This is a genomic window from Lysobacter soli, assembly GCF_003382285.1.
In the GTDB taxonomy this organism is placed as follows: Bacteria; Pseudomonadota; Gammaproteobacteria; order Xanthomonadales; family Xanthomonadaceae; genus Lysobacter_J; species Lysobacter_J soli.
Genome location: NZ_QTJR01000008.1, coordinates 46,154 through 70,598 on the forward strand (window position 1 = coordinate 46,154; position 24,445 = coordinate 70,598).

Here is a 24,445-nt window from a genome sequence, read left to right on the forward strand (position 1 = left end):
CGCGAGAAGCACCTGGAGTCACGAATGAACGCTGCAACTGCCCGCACCACCGCCCCGCAATGGAATGCCGAAGTGGCGGACGCCGACAGGGCGCGCTATGCCCGCTGCATCGAAGTGTCGCGGCGCGTGCGCTGGGACATCGACCGCGACGTGATCCGCGGCCGTGATTTCGATTTCGACCGCACCTTCCTGCCGGCGGGATTGTCGCTGGTGAACAAGCTGGACTTCCTCGACAGCGATGAGCGCCGTTTCTTCAGCCAGGTGCAGGGACGCACCTACGCGTGGATGTTCGGCCTGTGCGAGCGCTTCATCGGCGCGAAGATGCTGCAGACCTCGGGCCTGCACTGGCTCGGCGACCAGAAGGCGCTGGAAGCGCTGGTGCGGTTTTCCGACGAGGAGATCAAGCACCAGGAGCTGTTCCGTCGCCTCGAAGCGCTGCTGGACGCGCGAATGCCCGACGGCCACGTGAAGACGGCCGAACCCAACGCGGTGGCGCAGTTCGTGCTGGCACGCCGCAACTGGGCGGTGCTGGCGCTGGTGTACCTGATCGAACTGTTCGTGCAGCGTCATTACGAAGAGAGCATCGCACCGACGCAGGAACTGTGCCCGCTGTGGAAGGACGTGTTCCTGTTCCACTTCCGCGAGGAGTGCCAGCACTCGGTCATGGACGAGATCGAATGGCGCGCGGAAGACGCACGCCTGGATCACGACGAACGCGATGCCGCGATGGACGACCTGATCGCGCTGCTGGGCGCGGTGGACGACATCCTGCGCGCGCAGGCCGATGCGGACGCGGCGTACTTCGTCGCCGCCTGCGGACGACCGTTCGGCATGCGCCAGCAGCTGCTCGTGCTGGACGTGCTGCGGCGTGCGTATCGCTGGCAGTACATCGCCTCGGGCGCGCGGCATCCGCGCTTCGGACACGCGCTGGCGAAGCTGTGCACGCCGGCACAGCGGACGCGCTTCGAGGCGGCGCTCGCGTCGATCGTGCCCGAAGACTGATTCGACAAGACACATCCCCCGATTGCTTCACGCCCCACACGGCGACCGCGAGCGGCCGCCGCCCGACAGGACTGCAACGATGAAAACGATGACCCTGATGGCCGCGCTGGCGATGGTCGCGGCAACCCATTCCATCGCCACCCGTACCGCCGCTGCGAGCGACAACACCACCACGACCGCAACCGCGATCCGCACCTTCGACCTGCCCACCGTGCGCGTGTACGCGACGGTCGAGCGCGAGCCGGATGCGATCGCGATGCAGGCCCCGCGCATCCACGACCTCCCCCCGGTGCGCGTGCATGCGGCCCGCGACGATCGCGACGTGGCCGATGTGGGCAAGCGGGCGATCGCGATGCGCACGGCGACCGCGCGCCGTGCCTCGCTGGCCATCCCGCGTGGTTCGCAGCGTCGCGGCATCGCGCCCGAGCGCGTGATGGCCTCCAGCGCCGAAGAGCGCACCGATCGCTGGATCGCGCTGGGTTGCGTCGTTCGCCAGCGCCTGGGGCGCGTGTGGCCGATGCAGCAATGCAACGGCGGTTCGACATCGACCGGCGGGATGACGGGCGGGACGCGCATGTCGCTGCCGATGTCGCTGGACAGGCGACGATGAATGCATCGATCGATGCGATATCGAAAAGCCCCGCACGCGCGGGGCTTCTCGTTTGTGGACGTCCAGGACATGGGATTTGTCTGAGCCACGCGGGAAAACGTCGCCTTCAGGCCAGGGGGCTTTCCAACCTAAAGTCGCGGCCCGCACTCGCGCAGGGCCGGCCATCGGTCGCGTCGCGATGCAGCCAAGCCGGAGGCGCAACGCCTCGGCAACGTGGGCCGGGCGGCGGATGACCGAAGGATCGGCACGTCATCGCGGCTTTCAGTAAATCCCCCCAAGAGAAGTACCCATGACTCAATTCGAAGCACGCTACGAAGCCGGCACGCTGTCGGCATCGCAAAACGCCCTGCGCGTCCTCAAGCCGACCGTCCTCGCCGTCGCGATGGGCTGCGTCGGCAGCGCGTGGGCCGCCGACGGCGGTGTCGTGGTCAACGGCACTGGCCGCATCGCCACGCAGGGCGCCACCACCACCGTCACCCAGTCGACCGACAAGATGGTCGTCAACTGGAACAACTTCGACATCGCGCAGGGCCAGACCGTCAACTTCGCGCAGCCGAACGCGTCTTCGGCCGTGCTGAACCGCGTCGTCGGTCCGGTGAAGGCCACCGACATCCAGGGCACGCTGAACGCCAACGGCCGCGTGTACGTCGTCAACCCGGCCGGCGTGATGTTCGGCCAGAACGCCGTCGTCAACGCCGACAGCGTCGTTGCTTCGACGCTGGACATCGGCGCGCAGCAGTTCATGGCCGGCGGCCGCGCCGCGGGCAACCAGAAGCTGCTCGACCTGTCGGCCGGCAGCACGAAGGGTTCGATCGTCAACCAGGGCCGCATCAACGCCCGCCAGGTCGCGCTGCTCGGCGGCCAGGTGCTGAACAAGGGCCAGATCAACGCCACGGGTGACGTGACGCTGGGCTCGGCGCAGACGGCAACGCTGTCGCTAGACAACTCCGGCTTCTCGGTCGCCCTCGGCGCACCGGAACTGAACGCGCTGGTCGACAACGGCGGCATGATCGTGGCGAAGGGCGGCAACGTGCGCCTGACCGCCGCCGCCACCGGCGACGCGCTGCGCAACGCCGTGCGCAACACCGGCACGATCGAAGCACGTCGCGCCACCACCGGTGCCGGCGGTTCGATCGAACTGCGTTCCGACGCCGACGGCCAGATCTCCTTTGGCGGCAAGCTGACGGCGGACGACCGCATCAACATCGAAGCCCGTCCGGGCACGGCGACCAGCAAGGGCCGCACGATCGTCGTCGAGCCGACCGCGCAGCTGCAGGCATCGGACATCGCGATCAACGCCGTGGGCAGCACGCTCACCACCAACGGCAGCTACACCGCCAACACCGTCACGCTGGCCGGCGACAGCCTGGACGTCAGTGCGTCGATCGACCACAAGCAACTGCGCGATGACCGCTTCGACGGCCTGCTCGAAAGCCGCCGCGACAGCAACGTCGCCAGCGTGCGCGCCGACGGATCGGGCGTTGCGGGGCAGGGACGTTGGCGGCGCGACCAGCTCTTCAAGCTCCAGAACGAAGGCACCAAGTACTTCCACGCCAACTCGACGGCGGCGGACTCGCAGGCGACCGATGCAGGCTCCGTCGCCATCGGCGGCGGAGCCAAGTCGGCTGGCACCAACACCGTCGCGATCGGTGAAGGCGCGCAAACCACGTACAACGACAACATGGCCATCGGCGCGGGCGCGTCCGGTGGTGGTGGCGCATCCATCGCCATCGGTACGAAGGCGTCGACCGCTGCCGTGAACGGCGCGAATAATCAGACTGCGGTGGGCTATGCAGCCAAGTCGGACGTCAACATGGGCACCGCACTGGGTGGCCGTGCCAACGCCAAGGCCGACAGTTCGGTGGCGCTCGGCTCCGACGCGGTTGCCGATCGCGCTTCCGGCATTGGCGGCAGCACCAAGGGTGCGGTTTCCGTGGGCAGCGGCGGTGCAGGCGTTGCGACCGAGACGCGCCAGATCATCAGCGTGGCGCGCGGCACGCAGGACACCGACGCGGTGACCTACGACAACGCCGAGAAGACCAGCATCACGATGGGTGGTGAGGGCGCTTCGACGCCGGTGGCGATCCACAACGTCGCGGACGGCGTGGCCGACCACGATGCGGTCAACATCAGCCAGCTGAACCAGCGCCTGCAGAGCAACAACACGGAAGTGCTCAACCAGGCCAACAGCTACACCGACCAGCGCATCAACGACGTGTGGCAGGACCTCGGCGACGAAATCAACCAGGTCAACCGCCAGGCCAATCGCGGTATCGCGGCGGCTTCGGCCCTGGTCAACGTGACGCCGTACCTGCCGGGCAAGACCGCGGTCAACGCCGGTGTCGCGTCCTACCGTGGCGAAGCCGCGCTGGGCGTGGGTGTGTCGCGCTGGAGCGACAACGGCCGCGTGAACTTCAACGCGGGCGTGTCCGCGGCGAAGGGCGACGAGCCTGTGTTCCGCGTCGGCGTCGGCTACGTCTTCTGACGAGAGCGGAGGGGAAAGGACGTTGCGGGACTTCGTGCCCGCAGCGTCCCGACCGCTCGTCCGTCATCCATTCCATCCCGCGGCTCCGGCCGCGAGGCAGAGGTTTCAACGATGTTCAATTTCAAACGAATGCCAGGGTTCGCCCTGGCGCTGGCCGCGGCGGCGACATTGTCCGCCTGCGGCTCCACGCACCTGAGCAGGATCGACGACGGCCAGACGCAGCAGCCGGTGTGGCCGGCGGTCGAGAAGGCCCGTCCCATCGTCGAGTCCACGGTGTTCCCGCAGGTCGAAGCGCTTCGCAAGATCGACGTGGGCACGCCCAAGCTCGAGGTGTACCGCCTGATCGGCCATCCGATGTACCGCGAGGGCATCGCGGGCGTGCACGAGTGGGACTACGTATTCAAGTTCCCGCTCGCCGACCAGCCCGGCCAGTACATGACGTGCCAGTACAAGGTGCTGTTCGACGACCACATGCAGGCCCGCCAGACGTTCTGGAATCCGGCCGGTTGCGCGGGCGTCGTCGGTCCGGTGCAGGCGGTGCAGCCGGCGCAGCCCGATGCTCCGGCGCGTGTGGTCGCGGCGACCGAAGTGTCGGCGGATTTCCTGTTCGACTTCGACAGCGGAGCGCTCGCCCCGGGCGCGACGCAGGCCATCGACAGCAAGGTCATGGAAGTGCTCGACAAGGCCGAGCGCGTGGAAGCGTTGCGGGTGATCGGCTTCACCGACCGCCTCGGTAGCGAGACCTACAACCAGCAGCTGTCGCTGAAGCGTGCGGAAGCGGTGAAGCAGTACCTCGTGTCGCGCGGCGTACCGGGCGAGGCGATCCTCACCTCGGGCCGTGGCGCAGCCGAGCCGGTCGTGAACTGCCCGGGGGCGAAGAGCCCGTCGGTGGTGGCGTGCCTCAAGCCGAACCGTCGCGTTCGCATCGAGGTGGTGGCGCGCTGAGTGGGACCTGCGACGCGACGCGGAGGTTGCCGCGTTGGCGTCGCGAATTCTCGTCGTGAGTGGAAGATGCCCCGCCTTGCGGGGCGTTTTCTTTTTTGCTTTACCTGCGATGGGATTGTCACCGATGAAGGAGTGCCCAGACGTGACGGGCCTGGGTCCTGCTTTCGCCTGGATGACGGTCGGGGGCACCTGCCGGGGTGACTGTGGATAGCTGGCGGTTGAGCCCCTCTCCCGGCGGGAGAGGGGTTGAGGTGAGGGTCGGGGGCGTGCGGTGCGCTGGCGCTGGTGGTGCGCGAACGCTCTGCGCTTTAGGCAGTCGCGCGTCGAGGCAACAGCAAGATGGATTCCAGCTTTCGCTGGAATGACGGTGGGGTTGTTCGTCGGCGACAGAGTGCCCATGCGCTACCGACCTGGGTCCCGGCTTTCGCCGGGATGACGGCTTCGGAGGCACGTTTCGCGCTCTGCCGAATCCCGAATCAATCAGCAATCAGCAATCCCGAATCACCAATCACCAATCGCGAATCACGAATCACGAATCACGAATCACGAATCACGAATCACGAATCACGAATCACGAATCACGAATCACGCCCCCAAAAGCAAGACGCCCCGCACGAAGCGGGGCGTCTGCATCGAGACGAATTCGTGAACTAACGAACCGCCTTACGCCTCGACCTCATCATCCTTGTAAGCATCCACCGGGATGCACGCGCACATGACGTTCTTGTCGCCGTAGACGTTGTCCACGCGCGCGACCGGCGGCCAGTACTTCTGCAGTCGCAGGCTCGGCAGCGGGAATGCGGCGAGCTCGCGCGGGTACGCGTGCGTCCACTCGCTTGCCGACACGGCGGTCGCGGTGTGCGGCGCGTTCTTGAGCGGGTTGTCCTCGCGATCGAGCTTGCCTTCTTCCACCGCGCGGATCTCGTCGCGGATCTGGATCATCGCATCGATGAAGCGGTCGAGTTCATGCAGCGACTCGGACTCGGTCGGCTCCACCATCAGCGTCCCGGCGACCGGGAAGCTCAGCGTCGGCGCGTGGAAGCCGAAGTCGATCAGGCGCTTGGCGACGTCCTCGGCCGATACGCCGGTCGAATCCTTCAGCGGGCGCAGGTCGAGGATGCACTCGTGCGCGACCAGGTCGTTGCGGCCGGTGTAGAGCGTCTCGTAGTGCGGCGCCAGGCGGCGGGCGATGTAGTTCGCGTTGAGCAGCGCGACCTGCGTCGCACGGCGCAGGCCGGCGGCGCCCATCATCGTCACGTACATCCAGCTGATCGGCAGGATCGAGGCCGAACCGAAGCTCGCCGCCGACACCATGCCCACGTCGCCGTTGCCGACGCCGTCCGTCTTCACGCCATCGGCGTTGAGCGCACCGGGCAGGAACGGCGCCAGGTGCGACTTCACCGCGCACGGGCCAACGCCCGGGCCGCCGCCGCCGTGCGGGATGCAGAAGGTCTTGTGCAGGTTGAGGTGCGAAACGTCCGAACCCCACTTGCCCGGCTTGGCGACGCCGACGAGGGCATTCATGTTGGCGCCGTCGGTGTACACCTGGCCGCCGTGCTTGTGGATGATCTCGCAGATCTCCACGACCTCTTCCTCGAACACGCCGTGCGTGGACGGGTAGGTCATCATGATCGCGGCCAGGCGATCGCTGTACTTCTCGGCGTTGCGGCGGATGTCCTCGACATCGACGTTGCCGTTGCCGTCGGTCTTGGTCACCACGACCTGCATGCCGCACATCTGCGCCGATGCCGGGTTGGTGCCGTGCGCCGAATCCGGGATCAGGCAGATGTCGCGATGCGCTTCGCCGCGCGAGCGGTGGTAGGCGCGAATCGCCAGCAGGCCGGCGTATTCGCCCTGCGCGCCGGAGTTCGGCTGCAGGCTGACGGCGTCGTAGCCGGTGCATTCGACCAGCATCGCTTCCAGTTCGCCGATGAGCTGCTGGTAGCCGGCGGCCTGCGCGCCCGGTGCGAGCGGATGCAGGTTGCCGAACTCCGGCCACGTCACCGGGATCATCTCGGCCGTGGCGTTGAGCTTCATCGTGCACGAACCCAACGGGATCATCGTGCGATCCATCGCCAAGTCCTTGTCGGCCAGCGAGCGCATGTAGCGCAGTAGCTCGTGCTCGCTGTGGTGCGTGTTGAACACCGGGTGCGTCAGGAACGCGCTGGTGCGCAGCAGGCCGTTCGGCAGCGCGTCGTCGACGGTCGCGTCCAGCGCATCGACGTCGATCTTCGCGCCGAACAGCGCGGCGAGCGCGACGACGTCCGCACGCGTGGTCGTTTCATCGAGCGAGATACCGAGGCTGCGGCCGTCGATGCGACGCAGGTTGATGCGGGCTTCAACGGCCTTGGCGTGGATCGCGCCGGCATCGACGTCGACCACGTGCAGCGTGTCGAAGAAGTCCGGGCCGACGGTGATGCCGGCGTTGCGCAGCGCGGTGGCGAGGATCGACGCCAGGCGGTGGGTGCGGCGCGCGATGCGCTGCAGGCCGTCGGGGCCGTGGTAAACGGCGTACATCGATGCCATCACCGCCAGCAGCACCTGCGCGGTGCAGATGTTGGACGTCGCCTTTTCGCGACGGATGTGCTGCTCGCGCGTCTGCAGCGTGAGGCGGTAGGCGGCCTTGCCTTCGGCGTCGATCGACACGCCGATCAGGCGACCCGGCATCGAACGCTTGTACGCGTCGCGGCACGCCATGAACGCCGCGTGCGGGCCGCCGAAGCCGAACGGCACGCCGAAACGCTGCGTGTTGCCCACCACGATGTCAGCGCCCCATTCGCCCGGCGCGGCGATGAGCGTCAGCGCGAGCAGGTCGGTCGCCACGGCGACGAGGCCGCCGCGCGCGTGCACGGCGTCGGCGAGCGCCTTGTAGTCGTGGATCTGGCCGAAGGTGTTCGGGTACTGCAGCAGCACACCGAAGCTGTCGATGCTGGCGGCCTCGCTGTCATCGGCGACGACCAGCTCGATCTCCAGTGGCTCGGCGCGCGTGCGCAGCACTTCCAGCGTCTGCGGGTGCACGCCGGACGAGACGAAGAAGGTGTTGGACTTCGACTTGGCCGAACGCTTGGCCAGCGTCATCGCCTCGGCCGCCGCAGTGGCTTCGTCGAGCAGGGACGCGTTGGCGATCTCCATGCCCGTCAGTTCGGCGCACATCGTCTGGAAGTTGATGAGCGCTTCCATGCGGCCCTGCGAGATCTCGGCCTGGTACGGCGTGTAGGCCGTGTACCACGCGGGGTTCTCGAGGATGTTGCGCAGGATGACGTTCGGCGTGTGCGTGCCGTAGTAGCCCTGGCCGATGAAGCTCTTGAAGACCTGGTTCCTGTCGGCGATCGCGCGGATCTTGGCGATGGCCTCGACTTCCGTGATCGGCGCCGGAAGGTCCAGCGGCTTCGGGGACTTGATCGACGCCGGGACGATGGCGTCGGTCATCGCGTCCAGCGAATCGAACCCGACCACGCCCAGCATCTGCGCGATTTCAGCATCGTTGGGGCCGATGTGGCGTTCGAGGAAGGCGTCGTGGTGCTCGAGGGCGCGCAGGGAGGTCTTCTGGCTCATGTGACGAGGGGCATCCAGGTTTGGCTCGAAAGCCGGGGCGTGCGCGGTCGCGCACGTGGAGTGCCCCTCTGTCCTTTTGCCTGAGAGTTTCAAAGCGCGGGGCGGGGGAGGAGACCCCGCTGGCTTCTTGCCCCTTCGGCGCCGGTTCCGGCCGAATGCGTCGGCGCGGGCGGTCTCTCCAGAGTGTGAGCCGACGGCGGTAATGGGGCCTGAGCGATTCCGGGCGTTTGCGCCTTCGGCAGCGGCTCCGACCTGTTCAGGTTGGGCCGCTTCTCCCACCGTCTGCTGGGTGCGAATCATACCGGTCGCGGACCGATCCTGCCTGCCGCAGGAGCCGCCCCGGCGCGGGGTTCAGCGCTCGGGCAGGGGGATGAACTCGTCGTCGCCCGGCACGTGCCCGAAGCGGCCGTCGAGCCAGTCCTGCTTGGCCTGCTCGATGCGCTCCTTCGAGCTGGACACAAAGTTCCACCACAGGTGGCGCGGGCCGTCGAGCGGCTCGCCGCCCAGCAGCATCGCCTTCACCGGCGTGCGCGCACGCAGCTTCGGCCGGGTGCCTTCGTCGAGCACCACCAGGTGCATCGGGGGGATGTCCGCGCCGTCGAGCTGCGCGTCGCCTTCCAGCACGTAGAGCGCGCGCTGCGCATGGCCGTCGTCGAGCGCGAGTTCCGCGTCGGCATCCAGGTCGATGGCCACGTACAGCGTGTCCGCATACACGCGCACCGGCGATTCCTCGCCGTAACCGCGACCGGCCACCACGCGCAGCCAGCTGCCGTCGCGGCGCTGCTGCGGCAGGGTCGCCGCGGGATGGTGGAAGAAGCCCGGGTCGGCCTCCTCCGAACTGCGCGGCAACGCCACCCACGTCTGCATGCCGTGCAGCGGATGTTCGTGCTCGCGCAGCGTGGCGGGCGTGCGTTCGGAATGCGCGATGCCGCGGCCGGCGGTCATCCAGTTCACGTCGCCGGGGTTGATGTCCTGCAGGCTGCCGAGCGTGTCGCGATGGGTGATCGTGCCCGACCACAGGAACGTCACCGTCGCCAGCCCGATATGCGGGTGCGGGCGCACGTCGATGCCGCGGCCGACTTCGAACACCGCAGGTCCCATGTGATCGACGAACACGAACGGACCGATGGAGCGCGCTTGGATGCTCGGCACCGCGCGGCGCACCTGGAAGCCGCCGAGGTCGTGCACGCGCGGGGAAACGATGAGGGTCATGGCCGGACTCCGACGTGGTGTCCGGCGAGCGTGTCACATCCTGCGGAAGGCGGCACGTCCCTGGCTGGCACGCACCGTGTCGCTCAGCGGGATGCGTCGTCCACGCGCAGCGTCGCCGGCGGACGCGGGCCGGGGCCCAGGCCGCGCAGCGTGACGCGCCACGTGCCGATCGCGCGCGGCTGGCCCTGTTCGGACGCCTTGAGCGTCACGTCGAGCACCGCGTCGGGTTTGACGAAACGCACGTGCACGTCCGCATCGCCCGCATGCACGCACTGCACGTCGGGCGGGCAGCGCGAATCGTTGGCCGTATCGACGTAGATCAGGCTCGCGCCTTCGGGCAGCGCCATGCGCCGGCCGGGGTGCAGCTGTGCCTCCACGGGCAGCGCGACATTCGGCACGCTGGCGCAGGCCGTGAGGAGCAGGGCGAACAGGGCGGGCGCGAAACGGACCATGATCAGGGAATCGGGTCGGCAGGTGAACGGGACGGCGCGAGTCTAGCCGCTGCGCGCTACGGCGCGGTGATCGCCGTCGCGTGAATGAGTCGTTGAAGGGGCCGTCGCTAGAATCCGGGCAGTGCACAACGCCGGATCCCCATGACACGAAAGCTGCGGTGGATCGGCCTGGCCGTGTTCCTGCTGGCGGCGGCCTCGCTGCTGTCGCTCTACAGCTACGGACGCTTCGCCCAGCGGGCGCGCGGGGCGCCGTCGCAGGCGATCGCCGCCACGACGGTGCAGACGCCGCTGGATCGCGTGATCGCGCCGATGGAGCAGGCGCATCCGGGCCAGGCGGGGCTTTCGCTGATCGCCGACAACCTCGACGCGTTCACCGTGCGCGCGCTGACCGCGCGCGAGGCCGGGCGCAGCCTGGACCTGCAGTACTACATCTGGAAGCCGGACCTCACCGGCAACCTGATCGTGCACGAAGTGCTGCGCGCGGCCGATCGCGGCGTTCGCGTACGGCTGCTGCTGGACGACCTGAACTCGCACAAGAAGGATTCGGTGCTGGCCGCGCTCGACCGTCATCCGAACATCGAAGTGCGCATGTTCAATCCCTCGCGCGCGCGGCAGTCGTATTTCCTGCGCGGCGTGGAGATGGTGCTGCGGATCTTCAGCCTCAACCGGCGCATGCACAACAAGGCGTGGATCGCCGACGGCCGTGTGGCCGTGGTGGGCGGTCGCAACATCGGCGACGAGTATTTCGGTGCGGCGTCGGAGTCGAACTTCCTCGATGCGGACCTTGCGGTCATCGGCGAGCCGGTGCGCGAAACCTCGCGCATCTTCGACGCGTACTGGAACAGTTCGACGGCGATTCCGTTGTCGGAGCTGGTCGACGCCGACGAGCTGTCGCTGCAAAGGCTGCGGCGCGTGGGCGTGCTCGAATACCGGTCGAAGGACGCCAAGCCCTACATCGAACAGCTTCGCCGTTCGCCCAGTGTCCAGGCGCTGTTGCACGGCAGTCGCGAACCGCGCTGGACGCCGAACGCACACGTCTACTCCGATCCGCCCGAGAAAGCCGAAGGCGCGCCGCGTCGCCGGAACTGGCTGATCGATGCGATCACGCCGGCGTTCACCAGCGCCGAGCGCGAGGTGTTCATCAGTTCGCCGTATTTCGTGCCCGGCGACGATGGCGTGACCGGGCTGCTGCGCATGCGCGATCGCGGCGTGCGCATCGGCATCCTGACCAATTCGCTGGCCGCGACCGACGTCGCCGCGGTGCACGGCGGTTACGCGCCGTACCGCGTGCCGCTGCTGCGCGGCGGCATCGAACTGTACGAACTCAAGGCCCAGGGACCCGGAGGCGGTCGCGCCGGCAGCGGTCTGCTGGGTTCGAAGTCGGGCGAGGCGAGCCTCCACACCAAGGCGTTCATGGTCGACGGCGACTCCGGCTTCGTCGGTTCGGTCAACTTCGATCCGCGCTCGATCAACCTCAACACCGAGATGGGCATCCTGTTCACCGATCGCGAACTCACGCGCGAGCTGATGCGCCTGTACGCGTGGAAGATCGGCCGCGAAAACAGCTATCGCCTGTGGCTGGAGAACGGCGAGCTGCGCTGGGAGGATGCCGCCGCGAAGCCGCCGCGCACCTGGACGGAAGAACCCGATGCCGACTGGAAGCGCCGCACGATGGCGACCGTGGCGCGCTGGCTGCCGGTAGAGTCGCAGTTGTAATGGAAGCCCTCCCAACGGGAGAGGGGTTGGGGTGAGGGGTAACGGAGTCCTGACGATAAACAGGCAGTGCATCGCTGCACTGCGAGTTTTCGAACTCGTCCCTCCGTTGCCCCTCATCCGCCCTTCGGGCACCTTCTCCCGCAGGGAGAAGAAAACAGCAGACGCTATTGCCTCGCCACGTCCAGCACCGCACGCCCCGACGCGTCGATCCGAACCGTCATCAACCGGTCGTACTCCACTTCGCTCATCGGCGCGACGTCGCACGAACACAACGCGGCGGCGATATCCGGCACCGTGTTGCTATGGCCGACGACCAACACCGTCTGGCCCGCATGCCGCTGCTTCAATTGCGCGGCGAACTCCGACGCCGGCAGCTTCGCGTCGTACTCGATCAGCGGCAAACCGTGTTCCTGCGCCGTCGGCGTCGCGGTCTGGCGCGTGCGCAGGAAGGGCGTGGTGTAGACCGCGATCACCGGCATCGACGACAACCGCTTCGCCAGCGCCTGCGCACGCGCGTGGCCCGCATCGGTCAGCGGCGGATCCTTCGAGCCATCGGGCACCTTTTCGGCGTGACGCACGATCACGAACGTCATCGACGCATCGGCCGCAGGCGTCGCGTGTGGCGCGGACGCGCATGCGGACAGCAGCGACAGACACGACGTCAGGAACAAGGCGGTGAGCGGCATCTTCTTCATGCCGCCCACCTTAGCCGACCTCACGCGGCCGGCTGAAGTGCCGTGAGGATGCCCTTGGCGGCCAGCACGCGCGAGGATGCATCGGGCAGGTCCAGCGTCATGCGCAGCTTGTCGGGACCTTCCATCCTGTAGAGCTTCGGCTGACCCTGGATCAGGCGGATGATCGCCATCGGATCGACATTGGGTTTCTCGACGAAATGCACGCGTCCGCCGGTTTCGCCAAGGTCGAGCTTGCGGATGCCCAGCTCCGTCGCGCGCAGCTTGAGCTCGGCCACCGCGAACATGTACTTGGCGGGGTCGGGCAGCAGGCCGAAGCGGTCGATCATCTCCACCTGCAACTCGCGCAGTTCGTCCGTGTCGCGCGCGCCGCTGATGCGCTTGTACAGCGTCAGGCGCGTGTGCACGTCGGGCAGGTAGTCGTCGGGAATGAGCGCTGGAATGCGCAGCTCGACTTCCGCGCCGCGCGCCTCGACCATGTCCACGTCCGGCAGCTTGCCCTGGCGGATCGAGCGCACCGCGCGTTCGAGCAATTCCGTGTAGAGGCTGAAGCCGACTTCCGCCATCTGGCCGCTCTGTTCCTCGCCCAGCAGTTCGCCGGCGCCGCGGATTTCCAGGTCGTGCGTGGCCAGCGTGAAGCCCGCGCCGAGCTCGTCCATCGCCGCGATCGCATCCAGTCGCTTGCGTGCATCGTCGGTCATCGCCTTGCGATCGGGCACGACGAGGTACGCATACGCGCGGTGGTGCGAACGGCCCACGCGGCCGCGAAGCTGGTGCAGCTGCGCCAGGCCGAAGCGGTCGGCGCGGTTGATGATGATCGTGTTCGCGTTGGGGATGTCGATGCCCGATTCGATGATCGTCGTCGACAGCAGCACGTTGTAGCGCTGCTTGTGGAAGTCGAGCATCACGCGTTCGAGTTCGCGCTCGGGCATCTGCCCATGCGCCACGCCGATGCGCGCTTCGGGTACCAGTTCCTGCAACTCGCGCTGCATGCGGCCGATGCTTTCCACGTCGTTGTGCAGGAAATACACCTGGCCACCGCGCGACAGCTCGCGCTGGAACGCCTCGCGCAGCTGCATGTCGTCCCACGGCACAACGAAGGTCTGCACGGCAAGGCGGTGCGCTGGAGGCGTCGCGATGATCGACAGGTCGCGCAGTCCGGCCATCGCCATGTTGAGCGTGCGCGGGATCGGCGTCGCGGTGAGCGTGAGCAGGTGCACGTTCGCGCGCAGGGCCTTGAGCGCTTCCTTCTGGCGCACGCCGAAGCGCTGCTCCTCGTCGACGATGACCGCGCCGAGATCCTTGAAGCGCACGTCCTTCTGCAGCAGGCGGTGCGTGCCGACGATCACGTCGATCGTGCCGTCGGCGACCTTCGCAAGTTCCGCCTCGATTTCCTTCTTGGTCTTGAACCGCGAAAGCACCTCGACCCTGATCGGCCAGTCGGCGAAGCGGTCGCGGAAGTTGCGGTAGTGCTGTTCGGCCAGCAGCGTCGTCGGCACGAGCACCGCGACCTGCTTGCCGCCCATCGCGGTGGTGAATGCGGCGCGCACGGCGACTTCGGTCTTGCCGAATCCGACGTCGCCGCAGACCACGCGGTCCATCGGCTGGCTGGAGGCGAGGTCGCGGATCACCGCTTCGATGGCCGCATGCTGGTCGGGCGTTTCCTCGAACGGGAACGCCGCCGCGAACGGCTCGTACACCGCGCGATCGACGTCGATAGCGAGCCCCGCGCGCGCCTGCCGCTTGGCCTGGATTTCCAGCAGTTCCGCCGCGACGTCGCGCACCTTTTCCGCGGCCTTGCGCTTGGCCTTGGTCCACTGCTCGCCGCCGAGTGAATGCAGCGGCGCGGTTTCCTCCGACGCGCCGGAATAACGGTTGATCAGGTGCAGCTGCGCGACCGGCACGTACAGGCGGTCGCCCTTGGCGTACTCGATTTCCAGGTATTCGGCCGGCATGCCGCCGGCTTCCAGCGTCACCAGTCCGCGATAGCGGCCCACGCCGTGGTCTTCGTGGACGATCGGCGCGCCTTCGGTGAGTTCGCCCAGATCCTTGATGATCGCTTCGGGTTCGCGCCCGACGCGACGTCGGCGACGCGGTTGGCTCGCGCGCTCGGGGAACAGCTGGCGTTCGGTGAGCACGACGAACGCCGGCTCGGTGATCGCGAAACCGTCGTCGAGCGGCGCGACGGCAATGGAGAATCGCGATGTGTCGTTCGCGAGGAACGCCGGGAAATCCGCGACGACCTCCGGCTTCAATGCGCCGGCTTGCAGGATTTCCAGCAGCGCTTCGCGACGTCCCGGCGAGTCGGCCGCCACCAGCACGCGGCCCGGGTAGCTGGACAGGAACGACGTGAGCGCATCGGCCGGGGCGTGATCGCGCGCGGCGACGGGCAGGGACGGTGCCGGCTGGTCGCCGAGCGCGCTCGCGCGTTCGCGCTGCGCGTGGCCTTCTCCGCAGACTTCCACGCGAGCACCGGCATTGAGGCGCTCGCGCAATGCGTCCGGCGGCAGGTACAGCGCGTCGGGCGGAAGCAGCGGGCGTTCGAGGTCGTGGCGGCGCTGCTCGTAACGCTCACCCGTATGCGTCCAGAACTGGTCGGCCGCCTCCATCGCACCGTCGGCGATCACCGGCAGCGTGTCCGCGTCGAGGTAGTCGAACAGCGTGGACGTCGTATCGAAGAACAGCGGCAGGTAGTACTCGATGCCGGGGGGCGCGAGGCCGGCCTTCAAATCCTGGTAGAGCGCGCTTCGGCGCGTGTCCAGGTCGAAGCGGTCGCGCAGTGCGTCGAGCGCGCGCTTGAGCGCCGCATCGCTGAGCGGCACTTCGCGGCCCGGCAGCAGGTGCACGGCGTCGATCTTCTCAAGCGAGCGCTGCGATTCCGGATCGAACGCGCGGATGGTTTCGATCTCGTCGTCCAGCAGCTCGACGCGGAACGGCTGGTCGGCGCCCATCGGGTACACATCGAGCAAGCCGCCACGCACGGCGAAATCGCCCGGATCGAGCACCTGCGGCACATGGCGATAGCCGGCCGATTCGAGGCGGCGCTTTTCGGCGTCCAGATCCAGCCGTTGCCCGGTCCTCACGTCGAAACTGCCGCCGACCACGTGCTTGAGCGGGGCCAGGCGCTGCAGCAGCGTCTGCACCGGCACGATCACGATGCCGCGCTTGAGCGTGGGCAGGCGATGCAGTGCGGCCAGGCGCTGGCTGACGATGTCCGGGTGCGGGCTGAAGACGTCGTAGGGCAGGGTTTCCCAGTCGGGGAAGCCGATCACCGGCAGCCCGGTCTGCTGCGCGCCCAGGAGCGTGTGCAGGTCGGATTCGAGCTGGTGTGCGCCCTGGTTGTCGCGCGCGACGACCAGCAGCGGCGCGCCATGGGCGGACGCCGCGGCGGCGACGTGGAACGCCAGCGCGGACGGCGAGGCCGGCGCGCGCCACCAGGCGCGCTGCTGGCCGGTTTTCGGCAGGGGAGGCGTGGGGATTGCGGATTTGCGCATCGGGAAGGCGTGGGGCGTCCGGAAAGCGAAAACAAGACCAGCGCCGGAAGCGTGCCTCCCAGCGCAAAGAGCCCGCATTTTACGGGACATGCGGATGAAGGCCGTTCGGGCGGGTCGCCGACGGGCCGGTACCGGATCGCAGCGTTGTGTGAGTGCGCGTAATATCGCTTGCAATTAGATAGCGCGCTATGTAAAGTTCCGACCCATGAAGACCGTCCGCAAAGCCTCCACGCAGAAGCCGGCCCGCAACCTGCTGCATCTGGATGAGCAGCTGTGCTTCGCGCTGTATTCCACCGGGCTGGCGCTGAACAAGGTGTACCGGCGGCTGCTGGCGCCGTTGGGCCTGACGTATCCGCAGTACCTGGTGATGATGGTGCTGTGGGAGCGCGAGGGGCTGAGCGTGTCGGAGATCGGCGAGCGCCTGTTCCTCGACTCGGCCACGCTGACGCCGCTGCTCAAGCGGCTGGAGGCGATGGGCTTCGTGACGCGCACGCGCGCCAGCCACGACGAGCGACAGGTGATCGTCGAGCTCAGCGCCGAGGGCAGGGCGCTGAAAACCCGCGCCAAGTCGGTTCCGGGCGACCTGCTGTGCGCCTCGGAATGCTCGCCCGACGACCTCGTGGCGATGAAGCAGCAACTGGAATCCCTGAGGGAAGCGCTCGCGCGGAACGGATGAGTCCGCCGCGCGACACTTCGCTCTATCAAATAAGTAGTGCGCTATGAAGTAGCGGGCTATCTATGTAGTCGGCCAGTCGGCCGCCCACGTTCCACCCCACAACCAGGAGCCATCCCATGTCCCTCGATCAGGTCCTCTACACCGCCCACGCCACGTCCACCGGTGGCCGCGACGGCCGTTCCGTCTCCTCCGACAAGGTGCTCGACGTCAAGCTCGCCACGCCGCGCGAACTCGGCGGCGCGGGCGGCGAGGGCACGAACCCCGAGCAGCTGTTCGCCGCGGGTTACTCGGCCTGCTTCCTCGGCGCGCTGAAGTTCGTCGCGGGCAAGGAGAAGATCGCGCTCCCCGCCGATGCGAGCATCGACGCCGCCGTCGGCATCGGCCCGCTGCCGACCGGTTTCGGCATCCAGGCCGAGTTGAAGATCTCACTGCCGGGCCTGCCGCGCGAACAGGCCGAAGCGCTTGTGCAGAAGGCGCACCAGGTCTGCCCGTACTCGAACGCGACCCGCGGCAACATCGACGTGACGCTGACCGTCGTCTGATCGCACGAGGAAGCGCGGCGCGGGCGTCCAGCCCGCGTCGCGCGTGCCCCCTCGCTACCGGAATGAAGCGGGCCTCACGGCCTGGCTTCGAACACCAGGTTGAACGGCGTCTGCGTCGCGCGGCGGAAACGCGTGAAGCCGGCGTCCGTCATCACCTTGCGCAGCCGCGCCTCGCCGGCCTGCGCCCCAAGCGCCGGGCCGTTTCGCGCCAGCGACACCGGCACGCAGATCTGCGACGACGCGCCGTAGTACACGCGGCCGACGGGATTGAGGTTCTCCGCCACGCTATCGCCGGCGAAGGGCTCCACCAGCATGCAGGTGCCGTCGGGTTTCAGCGCCTGCAACGCGTGCCGCGCAGCGCCGACCGGGTCGGCCATGTCGTGCAGGCAGTCGAAGAAGCAGATCAGGTCGAAGTCCCTCTCGGTGTAGCCCGTGGCGTCGGCTGCCTCGAATCGCGCATTGGTCGCGCCGGCCTGCTTCGCGCGCTCGCGGGCGACGTCGATCGACGGTACGTGGTAGTCGAAACCAAAGAAGGTCGAGTTCGGGAACGCGCGCGCCATCAGCGAGGTGCTGGCGCCGTGGCCGCAGCCCACGTCGGCGGCCTTGCCGCCCGCGCGCAGCTTGTCGACGACGCCGTTAAGCGCCGGCAGCCATTCGGTCACCAGGTGCGCGTTGTAGCCGGCGCGGAAGAAGCGCTCGGTGCCATGGAACAGGCAGGGATGGTGCTCGCCCCATTCCATGCCCTGGCCCGTGCGGAAATTCGCCTTGGTCTTCTCCAGCGCGTGGAAGGTCGCTTCCACGATGGAATACGCGCCGGGCAGATCGACCGGCCCGCCCGGATCGGCCAGGCACAGCGCCTGCTCGGCACTGAGCGAGTACGTATCGCTCGCGCGGTCGTAGTCGACGTACCCGCCCGCAGCCTGGTTGCCGAGCCACTCGCGGATGTAGCGCTCGTTGGTGCCGGTATGGCGGGCGAGGTCGGCCGCGTTCATGGGCTTTTCGGCGAGTGCGCGGTACAGGCCGAGCTGGTCGCCCACGAGCATGAGTGTGGCGCTCATCGCCGCGCCGAGGTCGCCCACGGCCTGGCCGAGGAACTGGTTGAGGCGGTCTTCGTTGATGGCGTTCATCGCTGCAGTCCCGGAAACGATCCTTCCGTGGACGGACGCGGTTGTGCCTGCCGCAAGGCCCCCCGGTCGTTGTTTTACAACGCGATGGCCCGGGCGGGACGGTCACTTCCGGCCGCTTGTCGCGCAAGCGCCTGTTCACGGGCCGAGCGCATGCTCGCGTCGGATCACGTATTGGGCTGCGGCCCGACCTGCGCCGCGAGGCGATCAGGCGGCCTTGGGCTTCAGGTCCAGCCGTACGCGGATGAGCCCGGCGGCATCCTCGCCGCTGCGCTCGAAACCCAGCGACTCGGCGAGCGAGAGCATCGCCTGGTTGTGCTCGAACACGTCGCCATACACGCAGTCGAGCTTCTTGCCGCGCGCCCACTTCACCAGCCGGGTCATCAGATAGCGGCCCAGTCCCATGTTCGCCACGTAATGACTGACCAGGATGGCGAACCCGGCATCCCGGCCGTTGTCGTCGACCGAGATGCGCGCGACCGCGCCGATCAACGCCTCGCCGGGCGGCAGAGGCTCGGCCGCGACGAGGGCGAACTCGTTCTTGGGGTTGATGCGGGTCATCCGCTCGGCCGCTTCAGGCGTCATTTCCGCCAAGGCGTCGCGCTGGATGCCGGAGGAAAAGCGCTGGCGCACCTCCTCCGGCTGGAGCAGGGAGAAGCTGGCGCGAATGGGTTCTGCGTCTTCCGGACGGATCGGACGAATCAATACTTCGCGTCCGTTGGGAAGACGCATCCTTTCGTGCCAGGGCGGGAGTCGTTCGCGCGCGGCCATGGACGGATATTGGCACACTGCCCGTATTCACATTCTTCACGGGGACAGCCCCGGGGACAGGGCGATGGATCAGGCGGGATTGCGGGACTGGGTGGGCGGCTGGCCGGGCGTGGAAGCCTCGATCAAATGGGGCGAGGACCTGGTCTTCTCGGTGGCCGGGAAGATGTTCTGCGTGACGCGTGCCGATCAAGCAGGGGCACACGGCGCGGGCGCGGTGAGCTTCAAGGTCGAGGACGACCGCTTCCTGGAACTGACCGAGCGCCCCGGCTTCCAGCCGGCGCCGTACCTGGCGCGTTCGCATTGGGTGATGGTGGAAGAGCCCGGCCGCCTCCCACCGGGCGAACTGCGCGCGCTGCTGCGCCGCAGTTACGAACTGGTCCGGGAAAAGCTGCCGAAGAAGACGCAGCGCGAACTCGCCGACTGACATGCTGGCGGCGAGGTCGCGGTCTTGACGAAGCGCACACCCCGCGCCTGCATCGGCGCCACATGCCCCGGTGCTAGACTCGCGCCGCTTCGACGCACTCATCGATCCACACTTCTTTAAGGACGACGCATGGCTGGTGGTGGTGATTCGACCCGCGCGATCTTCTTCGCGCTCGGTGCCAATTTCGCGATCGCGGTCGCCAAGGGCGTGGCCGCGTTCTTCACCGGTTCCAGCGCGATGCTGGCCGAGACCGTGCATTCGCTCGCCGACTGCGGCAACCAGCTGCTGTTGCTGCTGGGCATGCGCCAGGCCAAGGCGCCGCCGTCGCCCGACTACCCGCTGGGTTACGGCAAGGCCATCTACTTCTGGTCGTTCCTGGTGGCGGTGATGCTGTTCACCGTCGGCGGCATGTTCTCGCTGTACGAGGGCATCCACAAACTGCAGCATCCCGAACCGCTCCAGCACTGGTACTGGGCCGCCGGCGTGCTGGTGTTCGGCATCATCGCCGAGGGCGTGTCGATGCGCGCCTGCCTGCATGAGGTCAACAAGGCGCGCGGCGATCGGAGCCTGTGGCAGTGGTTCCGCGAAAGCCGCCAGGCCGAGCTGGTCGTGATCTTCGGCGAGGACCTCGCGGCGCTGCTGGGCCTGGTGTTCGCGCTGGTCGCCGTGCTGCTGGCGGTCTACACCGGCAATCCGCTGTGGGATGCCATCGGCACGATCGCCATCGGTGCGCTGCTGATCGTGGTGGCCGTGTTCGTCGCCATCGAAGTGAAGGCGATGCTGATCGGCCAGAGCGTCGATCCGGCGCGCCAGAAGCAGATGCGCGATTTCCTGGAAGCGCGTCCGGAAGTGCAGCGCGTGATCAGCCTGATCACGCTGCAGCTGGGCAATGAAGTGATGGTGTCGGTGCAGGCGCAGATGCACGAGCGCCGCGACGTCGAGACGCTGGTCGACCAGATCAACGGCATCGAGCGCGCGATGAAGCAGAGCTTCCCGGAAGTGCGCTGGAGCTTCTTCGAGCCGGACTGCAAGGCGGGGCTGTAACCCGCGACTGACGCTCGACAACAGGACTGCCGGCGGCGCCGTCAGTCCTCGCGCTTCAACCACTCCAGCCGGCCGGACGCCGCGGCGTCCTCGCCGAGCACCTTCGCCAGCAGCGGCAGCACGCCGGCCATCGTCTGGTCGAGCTGCCACGGCGGATTGAGGATCAGCAGGCCGCTGCCGTTCATGCGCAGCGGCGAATCGTCGGCACGCACCAGCAGTTCTGCGACGAAGGACGACTTCGCCGGCAGCGTCGCCGCGCGGCGGTAGAACGGCTGCAGCGAGCGGCGCAGCTTGATCGGATACCAGAACGCGTACGTGCCCTGCGGCCAGCGCGTGAGTGCGTCGCGCAAGGCGCCGAGCGCCGCATCGAACTCCTCCAGCTGCGCCTCGAACGGCGGGTCGATCAGCACCAGTCCGCGATTGAGGCGCGTCTCGCCGAAACGCGGCGGCAGCAGCGCCTTCATCGCGCCATAGCCGTCGCGCTCGTGCACGGCGACGCGGCTGTCGCGCGCGAACACCGATTCCAGCTGTTTCGCTTCCTCCGGGTGCAGTTCGCACGCGGCGATGCGGTCCTGTTCGCGCAGCGCATGCGCAAGCAGCCACGGCGAGCCCGGGTAGGCGGTGGGCCCGTGGTCGTGGCGGCAGGCGCGAATCGCCGAGAGGTAGCGCGTGATGGCCGGGTGCTTCGGTGCCTCGGCCATCAGCCGGCCGATACCGCCCTCGGCCTCGCCGGTGCGCTGGGCGGAGTTGCTGTCCAGCGCGTACAGGCCGCGCCCGGCGTGCGTGTCGAGCGCGAACGCCGCCGCCGGCTTGGCGGTCAGGGCGTCGCACAGGGCGAGCACGGCGATGTGCTTGAGCACGTCGGCATGGTTGCCGGCGTGGAAGGCGTGGCGGTAATTCATGGGGATGGGGTATTCGGAAGGGGGATCGGCAGGAGCCAGTATGCTCTTGCCGTCGATTCTACGATCCCGAACCCAGATCCCCGATCCATGCGCATCCTCCTGGTAGAAGACGAACCCGCCATCGCCCAGGTCGTGACGCATGCGCTGCGCGCCGAGGGTTTCGAGGCCGTGCATTGCCTCACCGGCGGCGACGCGCTCGCCGCGGCGCGCGGGCAGGACTTCGACCTGGCGGTCCTCGATGTCGGGCTGCCGGACATCGGCGGCTTCGCGCTGTGCCGCCAACTGCGCCGCGAGCGCGACCTGCCGGTGATCTTCCTCACCGCGCAGGATGCCGAGGCCGACCGCATCCTGGGGCTTGAAATCGGCGCCGACGATTACGTCACCAAGCCGTTCTCGCCGCGCGAGCTCGTCGCGCGCGTGCGCGTGGTGCTTCGACGAATGCAGCCGCCGCAGCCGGCACCGACGCGCCAGAACGACGCCGTGTTCGCGCACGACGCCGAAGGCCACCGCATCCGCTACCGCGGCCGCGTGCTCGATCTCACGCGCTACGAGTACGGCCTGCTCGCGGCACTGTTGCAGCGCCCGGGCGCCGTGCTCACGCGCGCGCAGTTGATGGATCGGGTGTGGGGCGATGCGTTGGAAAGTGGCGATCGCACGGTCGACACGCACATCAAGACGCTGCGCGCGAAGCTGCGCGACGTATCGCCCGATGAGGACCCGATCCGCACGCATCGCGGCCTCGGCTATTCGCTGGAAGTCGGGGCATGAAAATTGGCCTGCGCATCTTCCTGGGCTATTTCCTGATCGTCGCCATCGCAGGGTTGCTGCTAGCGCAGGTGTTCGTCGCGCAGGTCAAACCCGGCGTCCGCCAGGCGATGGAAGACACGCTGGTCGACACCGCCAACGTGCTCGCCGAGCTCGCCACCGACGATTTCATCAAAGGCCGCATCGATAAGGGCGACTTCGCCCGCCGCGTGCGCGCGATGGCCGGGCGCGATTACGGCGCGCAGATCTGGGGTTTCGGCAAGCGCACCTCGCAGTACCGCATCTACGTTACCGACGCGCGCGGCATCGTCGTGTTCGACAGCAGCGGGCGCGACGTGGGGCGCGATTATTCACGCTGGAACGACGTCTACCTGACGTTGCGCGGCCGCTACGGCGCGCGCTCCACGCGCAGCGAATACGCCGATCCGAACTCGACCGTCATGCACGTTGCTGCGCCGATCCGCGACGCCGACGGCCGCATCATTGGCGTTCTGACGGTCGCCAAGCCCAACAGCGCGATCGCACCCTTCATCGAACGCAGCCAGCGTTCGGTGTGGCGCTGGGGCGCGGTGCTGTTGGGCGTGTCGCTGCTGATCGGGCTGATGGCGGCGTGGTGGCTGTCGCGCCAGCTCGGCGCGTTGCGGCGCTACGCGAATGCCGTCACCGCCGGCGAACGCGCGACGCTGCCCCGAACGGCCGGCGAGTTCGGCGAACTCGGCCACGCGCTGGAAACCATGCGCACGCAGCTGGAAGGCAAGCAGTACGTTGAGCAGTACGTGCATACGCTGACGCATGAAATGAAGAGCCCGCTGGCGGCGATCCGCGGCAGCGCTGAACTGCTGGAAGGCCCGCTCGACGATGCCGACCGCACGCGCTTCGCCGCGACGATCCGCGCGCAGAGCGAGCGCCTGTCACAGATGATCGACAAGATGCTGGCGCTGGCCGCGGTGGAGCATCGGCAGCGGCTGGAGCATCCCGAATCGCTGTCGCTGGCGGACGTCGTCGCCGATGCGGCATCGCAGTGCGAAACGCGGCTGTCGCAGGCGGGATTGCGGTTGTCGCTGGACCTGGCTGCCGGCTTGCCTGACGTGCGCGGGGATCGCTTCCTGCTTCGGCAGGCCGTGGTGAACCTGATCGAGAATGCGGTGGATTTCTCGCCGCAGGGCGGCGTGGTGGAGGTGCGCCTGGACGCCGAGGGTGATCGGCAACACGTGGAAGTGCGCGATCGCGGGCCGGGCATTCCCGACTACGCCGTTGAACGCGTGTTCGAACGGTTCTATTCGCTGCCGCGCCCGGGCAACGGCAGCCGCAGCAGCGGGCTGGGACTGCCCTTCGTGGCCGAAGTCGCGGCGCTGCACGGCGGTGAGGCGTCGCTGGTCAATCGTGACGGGGGCGGGGCATTGGCGGGGTTGGTGCTGCCGGGCTGATCTGTCTTGCCCGATATTTTGTCATCCCGGCGAAAGCCGGGACCCAGGGCCGCATCGTCTGGGCACTCCGATTGCGATGGACCACATCACCGTCATCCCAGCGAAAGCTGGGATCCATCTTGCGGTCGCCGTTGCTCTTGCTCGTCATTCCCGCGAAGGCGGGACTTTTCACGCTTTCCCTTCAACGCACAAGAGCAAAGAAGAATCACCAGCCAGGCTTCCGATCGCCTGCGGCGCTCGGGTCACTTTTCTTTGCTTGCCCAAAGAAAAGTAACCAAAAGAAAGGGCCTTCCATTTGCCCAAATCAATCCCACGATCGGAAAGCGAAAGGGCGCGTTCGCGATTCGTTTGGCCCGCGCTTGCGGCGCGGGCGTTCGGGCGATGCGCGAGCCAGTGGCTCGCAAGCGCGCATCGCCCTCACTCCATGGCTCAGCGCTCACCGCCGCACATCCTGTGCGGCGCCCCTTGGGGCTAGCAACGAAGAGGCTGTTCGGCAGCAACAGCAACAGCAACAGCAACAGCAACAGCAACAGCAACAGCAACAGCAACAGCAACAGCAGGGGCCGCCGCGCGCGCCACAACCGCCACAGTGCAGCGCCAACCGTCC

General features: G+C 67.7%; 20 protein-coding genes and 2 riboswitches. Of the genes, 11 read left to right on the top strand and 9 right to left on the bottom strand.

Annotated features, from left to right (window positions below; genetic code table 11):
* Positions 1-24 precede the first annotated feature (24 nt).
* The 4 genes from DX912_RS12615 to DX912_RS12630 all read left to right on the top strand — a co-directional run bounded on the left by DX912_RS12615 (position 25) and on the right by DX912_RS12630 (position 5,042).
* Entirely contained in the window at positions 25-1,002 is a 978-nt protein-coding gene (locus tag DX912_RS12615) for a hypothetical protein (protein WP_220340807.1), read from the top strand.
* A gap of 79 nt (positions 1,003-1,081) precedes the next feature.
* On the top strand, positions 1,082-1,612 hold the full coding sequence (locus DX912_RS12620; RefSeq protein WP_147298644.1) for a hypothetical protein: 531 nt from the start codon (positions 1,082-1,084) through the stop codon (positions 1,610-1,612).
* A gap of 289 nt (positions 1,613-1,901) precedes the next feature.
* The gene (locus DX912_RS12625; RefSeq protein ID WP_115842891.1) at positions 1,902-4,097 is read left to right on the top strand and encodes a two-partner secretion domain-containing protein; all 2,196 of its coding nucleotides are present in this window, start codon (positions 1,902-1,904) and stop codon (positions 4,095-4,097) included.
* Positions 4,098-4,226: 129 nt separating this feature from the next.
* Positions 4,227-5,042 (top strand): OmpA family protein, encoded by an 816-nt coding sequence (locus tag DX912_RS12630; protein WP_181902826.1) that lies wholly within the window; start codon positions 4,227-4,229, stop codon positions 5,040-5,042.
* A 663-nt stretch (positions 5,043-5,705) separates the two neighbouring features.
* Here DX912_RS12630 and gcvP read toward each other — a convergent pair.
* The 3 genes from gcvP to DX912_RS12645 form a co-directional block, all read right to left on the bottom strand.
* Positions 5,706-8,597 carry an aminomethyl-transferring glycine dehydrogenase gene (gene gcvP, locus DX912_RS12635; RefSeq protein WP_115842893.1) on the bottom strand — a complete coding sequence of 964 codons (2,892 nt, stop codon included), beginning with the start codon at positions 8,595-8,597 and terminating at the stop codon, positions 5,706-5,708.
* A gap of 64 nt (positions 8,598-8,661) precedes the next feature.
* A riboswitch (glycine riboswitch) is annotated at positions 8,662-8,783 on the bottom strand.
* A gap of 1 nt (position 8,784) precedes the next feature.
* Positions 8,785-8,885, bottom strand: a riboswitch (glycine riboswitch).
* A 63-nt stretch (positions 8,886-8,948) separates the two neighbouring features.
* Complete coding sequence (locus DX912_RS12640; RefSeq protein WP_115842894.1) at positions 8,949-9,809, bottom strand: pirin family protein; 861 nt, start codon at positions 9,807-9,809, stop codon at positions 8,949-8,951.
* An 83-nt stretch (positions 9,810-9,892) separates the two neighbouring features.
* Positions 9,893-10,261 carry a hypothetical protein gene (locus DX912_RS12645; RefSeq protein ID WP_115842895.1) on the bottom strand — a complete coding sequence of 123 codons (369 nt, stop codon included), beginning with the start codon at positions 10,259-10,261 and terminating at the stop codon, positions 9,893-9,895.
* A gap of 141 nt (positions 10,262-10,402) precedes the next feature.
* Here DX912_RS12645 and DX912_RS12650 point away from each other — a divergent pair, with 141 nt between their 5' ends.
* On the top strand, positions 10,403-11,977 hold the full coding sequence (locus DX912_RS12650; protein WP_115842896.1) for a phospholipase D family protein: 1,575 nt from the start codon (positions 10,403-10,405) through the stop codon (positions 11,975-11,977).
* Between the two features lie 164 nt (positions 11,978-12,141).
* Here the strand turns inward: DX912_RS12650 and DX912_RS12655 are convergent, their stop codons facing one another.
* A complete protein-coding gene (locus DX912_RS12655) occupies positions 12,142-12,672 on the bottom strand; it encodes a SixA phosphatase family protein (RefSeq protein ID WP_115842897.1) in 531 nt (176 codons plus the stop codon).
* Positions 12,673-12,692: 20 nt separating this feature from the next.
* A complete protein-coding gene (gene mfd, locus DX912_RS12660; RefSeq protein WP_115842898.1) occupies positions 12,693-16,163 on the bottom strand; it encodes a transcription-repair coupling factor in 3,471 nt (1,156 codons plus the stop codon).
* 205 nt (positions 16,164-16,368) lie between these two features.
* Between mfd and DX912_RS12665 the strand changes: the two genes are divergently transcribed.
* Together DX912_RS12665 and DX912_RS12670 are read left to right on the top strand one after the other, a co-directional pair.
* Positions 16,369-16,839, top strand: coding sequence for a MarR family winged helix-turn-helix transcriptional regulator (locus DX912_RS12665; protein WP_115842899.1), 471 nt, complete (start codon positions 16,369-16,371; stop codon positions 16,837-16,839).
* 116 nt (positions 16,840-16,955) lie between these two features.
* The gene (locus DX912_RS12670; RefSeq protein ID WP_115842900.1) at positions 16,956-17,381 is read left to right on the top strand and encodes an organic hydroperoxide resistance protein; all 426 of its coding nucleotides are present in this window, start codon (positions 16,956-16,958) and stop codon (positions 17,379-17,381) included.
* 74 nt (positions 17,382-17,455) lie between these two features.
* On the opposite strand, the gene DX912_RS12675 is transcribed toward DX912_RS12670, so the two are convergent.
* Positions 17,456-18,508, bottom strand: a complete 1,053-nt coding sequence (locus tag DX912_RS12675) for a class I SAM-dependent methyltransferase (RefSeq protein WP_115842901.1) — start codon at positions 18,506-18,508, stop codon at positions 17,456-17,458.
* 204 nt (positions 18,509-18,712) lie between these two features.
* Positions 18,713-19,276 carry a GNAT family N-acetyltransferase gene (locus DX912_RS12680; RefSeq protein WP_115842902.1) on the bottom strand — a complete coding sequence of 188 codons (564 nt, stop codon included), beginning with the start codon at positions 19,274-19,276 and terminating at the stop codon, positions 18,713-18,715.
* Positions 19,277-19,340: 64 nt separating this feature from the next.
* Between DX912_RS12680 and DX912_RS12685 the strand changes: the two genes are divergently transcribed.
* Positions 19,341-19,700: an MmcQ/YjbR family DNA-binding protein gene (locus tag DX912_RS12685; protein ID WP_115842903.1), complete on the top strand. Its 360-nt coding sequence runs from the start codon at positions 19,341-19,343 to the stop codon at positions 19,698-19,700.
* Positions 19,701-19,829: 129 nt separating this feature from the next.
* Entirely contained in the window at positions 19,830-20,744 is a 915-nt protein-coding gene (locus DX912_RS12690; RefSeq protein WP_115842904.1) for a cation diffusion facilitator family transporter, read from the top strand.
* A 41-nt stretch (positions 20,745-20,785) separates the two neighbouring features.
* Here the strand turns inward: DX912_RS12690 and DX912_RS12695 are convergent, their stop codons facing one another.
* Complete coding sequence (locus tag DX912_RS12695; protein ID WP_115842905.1) at positions 20,786-21,646, bottom strand: 23S rRNA (adenine(2030)-N(6))-methyltransferase RlmJ; 861 nt, start codon at positions 21,644-21,646, stop codon at positions 20,786-20,788.
* An 87-nt stretch (positions 21,647-21,733) separates the two neighbouring features.
* Here DX912_RS12695 and creB point away from each other — a divergent pair, with 87 nt between their 5' ends.
* The gene (gene creB, locus DX912_RS12700; RefSeq protein WP_115842906.1) at positions 21,734-22,414 is read left to right on the top strand and encodes a two-component system response regulator CreB; all 681 of its coding nucleotides are present in this window, start codon (positions 21,734-21,736) and stop codon (positions 22,412-22,414) included.
* Positions 22,411-23,838: a two-component system sensor histidine kinase CreC gene (creC, locus tag DX912_RS12705; protein ID WP_115842907.1), complete on the top strand. Its 1,428-nt coding sequence runs from the start codon at positions 22,411-22,413 to the stop codon at positions 23,836-23,838. The genes creB and creC overlap by 4 nt, the downstream gene beginning before the upstream one ends.
* A 242-nt stretch (positions 23,839-24,080) precedes the next feature.
* Here the strand turns inward: creC and DX912_RS12710 are convergent, their stop codons facing one another.
* Positions 24,081-24,392, bottom strand: a complete 312-nt coding sequence (locus tag DX912_RS12710; protein ID WP_181902827.1) for a hypothetical protein — start codon at positions 24,390-24,392, stop codon at positions 24,081-24,083.
* Positions 24,393-24,445 lie beyond the last annotated feature (53 nt).

Excerpts from the sequence above, each read along its gene's own strand:
- creC (WP_115842907.1), top strand. The coding sequence starts at position 22,411 with ATGAAAATTGGCCTGCGCATCTTCCTGGGCTATTTCCTGATCGTCGCC.
- DX912_RS12690 (WP_115842904.1), top strand. The coding sequence starts at position 19,830 with ATGGCTGGTGGTGGTGATTCGACCCGCGCGATCTTCTTCGCGCTCGGT.
- DX912_RS12640 (WP_115842894.1), bottom strand. The coding sequence starts at position 9,809 with ATGACCCTCATCGTTTCCCCGCGCGTGCACGACCTCGGCGGCTTCCAG.
- DX912_RS12685 (WP_115842903.1), top strand. The coding sequence starts at position 19,341 with ATGGATCAGGCGGGATTGCGGGACTGGGTGGGCGGCTGGCCGGGCGTG.
- DX912_RS12620 (WP_147298644.1), top strand. The coding sequence starts at position 1,082 with ATGAAAACGATGACCCTGATGGCCGCGCTGGCGATGGTCGCGGCAACC.
- DX912_RS12645 (WP_115842895.1), bottom strand. The coding sequence starts at position 10,261 with ATGGTCCGTTTCGCGCCCGCCCTGTTCGCCCTGCTCCTCACGGCCTGC.
- DX912_RS12630 (WP_181902826.1), top strand. The coding sequence starts at position 4,227 with ATGCCAGGGTTCGCCCTGGCGCTGGCCGCGGCGGCGACATTGTCCGCC.
- gcvP (WP_115842893.1), bottom strand. The coding sequence starts at position 8,597 with ATGAGCCAGAAGACCTCCCTGCGCGCCCTCGAGCACCACGACGCCTTC.
- creB (WP_115842906.1), top strand. The coding sequence starts at position 21,734 with ATGCGCATCCTCCTGGTAGAAGACGAACCCGCCATCGCCCAGGTCGTG.
- DX912_RS12695 (WP_115842905.1), bottom strand. The coding sequence starts at position 21,646 with ATGAATTACCGCCACGCCTTCCACGCCGGCAACCATGCCGACGTGCTC.
- DX912_RS12675 (WP_115842901.1), bottom strand. The coding sequence starts at position 18,508 with ATGAACGCCATCAACGAAGACCGCCTCAACCAGTTCCTCGGCCAGGCC.
- DX912_RS12625 (WP_115842891.1), top strand. The coding sequence starts at position 1,902 with ATGACTCAATTCGAAGCACGCTACGAAGCCGGCACGCTGTCGGCATCG.
- DX912_RS12650 (WP_115842896.1), top strand. The coding sequence starts at position 10,403 with ATGACACGAAAGCTGCGGTGGATCGGCCTGGCCGTGTTCCTGCTGGCG.
- mfd (WP_115842898.1), bottom strand. The coding sequence starts at position 16,163 with ATGCGCAAATCCGCAATCCCCACGCCTCCCCTGCCGAAAACCGGCCAG.
- DX912_RS12665 (WP_115842899.1), top strand. The coding sequence starts at position 16,369 with ATGAAGACCGTCCGCAAAGCCTCCACGCAGAAGCCGGCCCGCAACCTG.
- DX912_RS12670 (WP_115842900.1), top strand. The coding sequence starts at position 16,956 with ATGTCCCTCGATCAGGTCCTCTACACCGCCCACGCCACGTCCACCGGT.
- DX912_RS12655 (WP_115842897.1), bottom strand. The coding sequence starts at position 12,672 with ATGAAGAAGATGCCGCTCACCGCCTTGTTCCTGACGTCGTGTCTGTCG.
- DX912_RS12680 (WP_115842902.1), bottom strand. The coding sequence starts at position 19,276 with ATGGCCGCGCGCGAACGACTCCCGCCCTGGCACGAAAGGATGCGTCTT.
- DX912_RS12615 (WP_220340807.1), top strand. The coding sequence starts at position 25 with ATGAACGCTGCAACTGCCCGCACCACCGCCCCGCAATGGAATGCCGAA.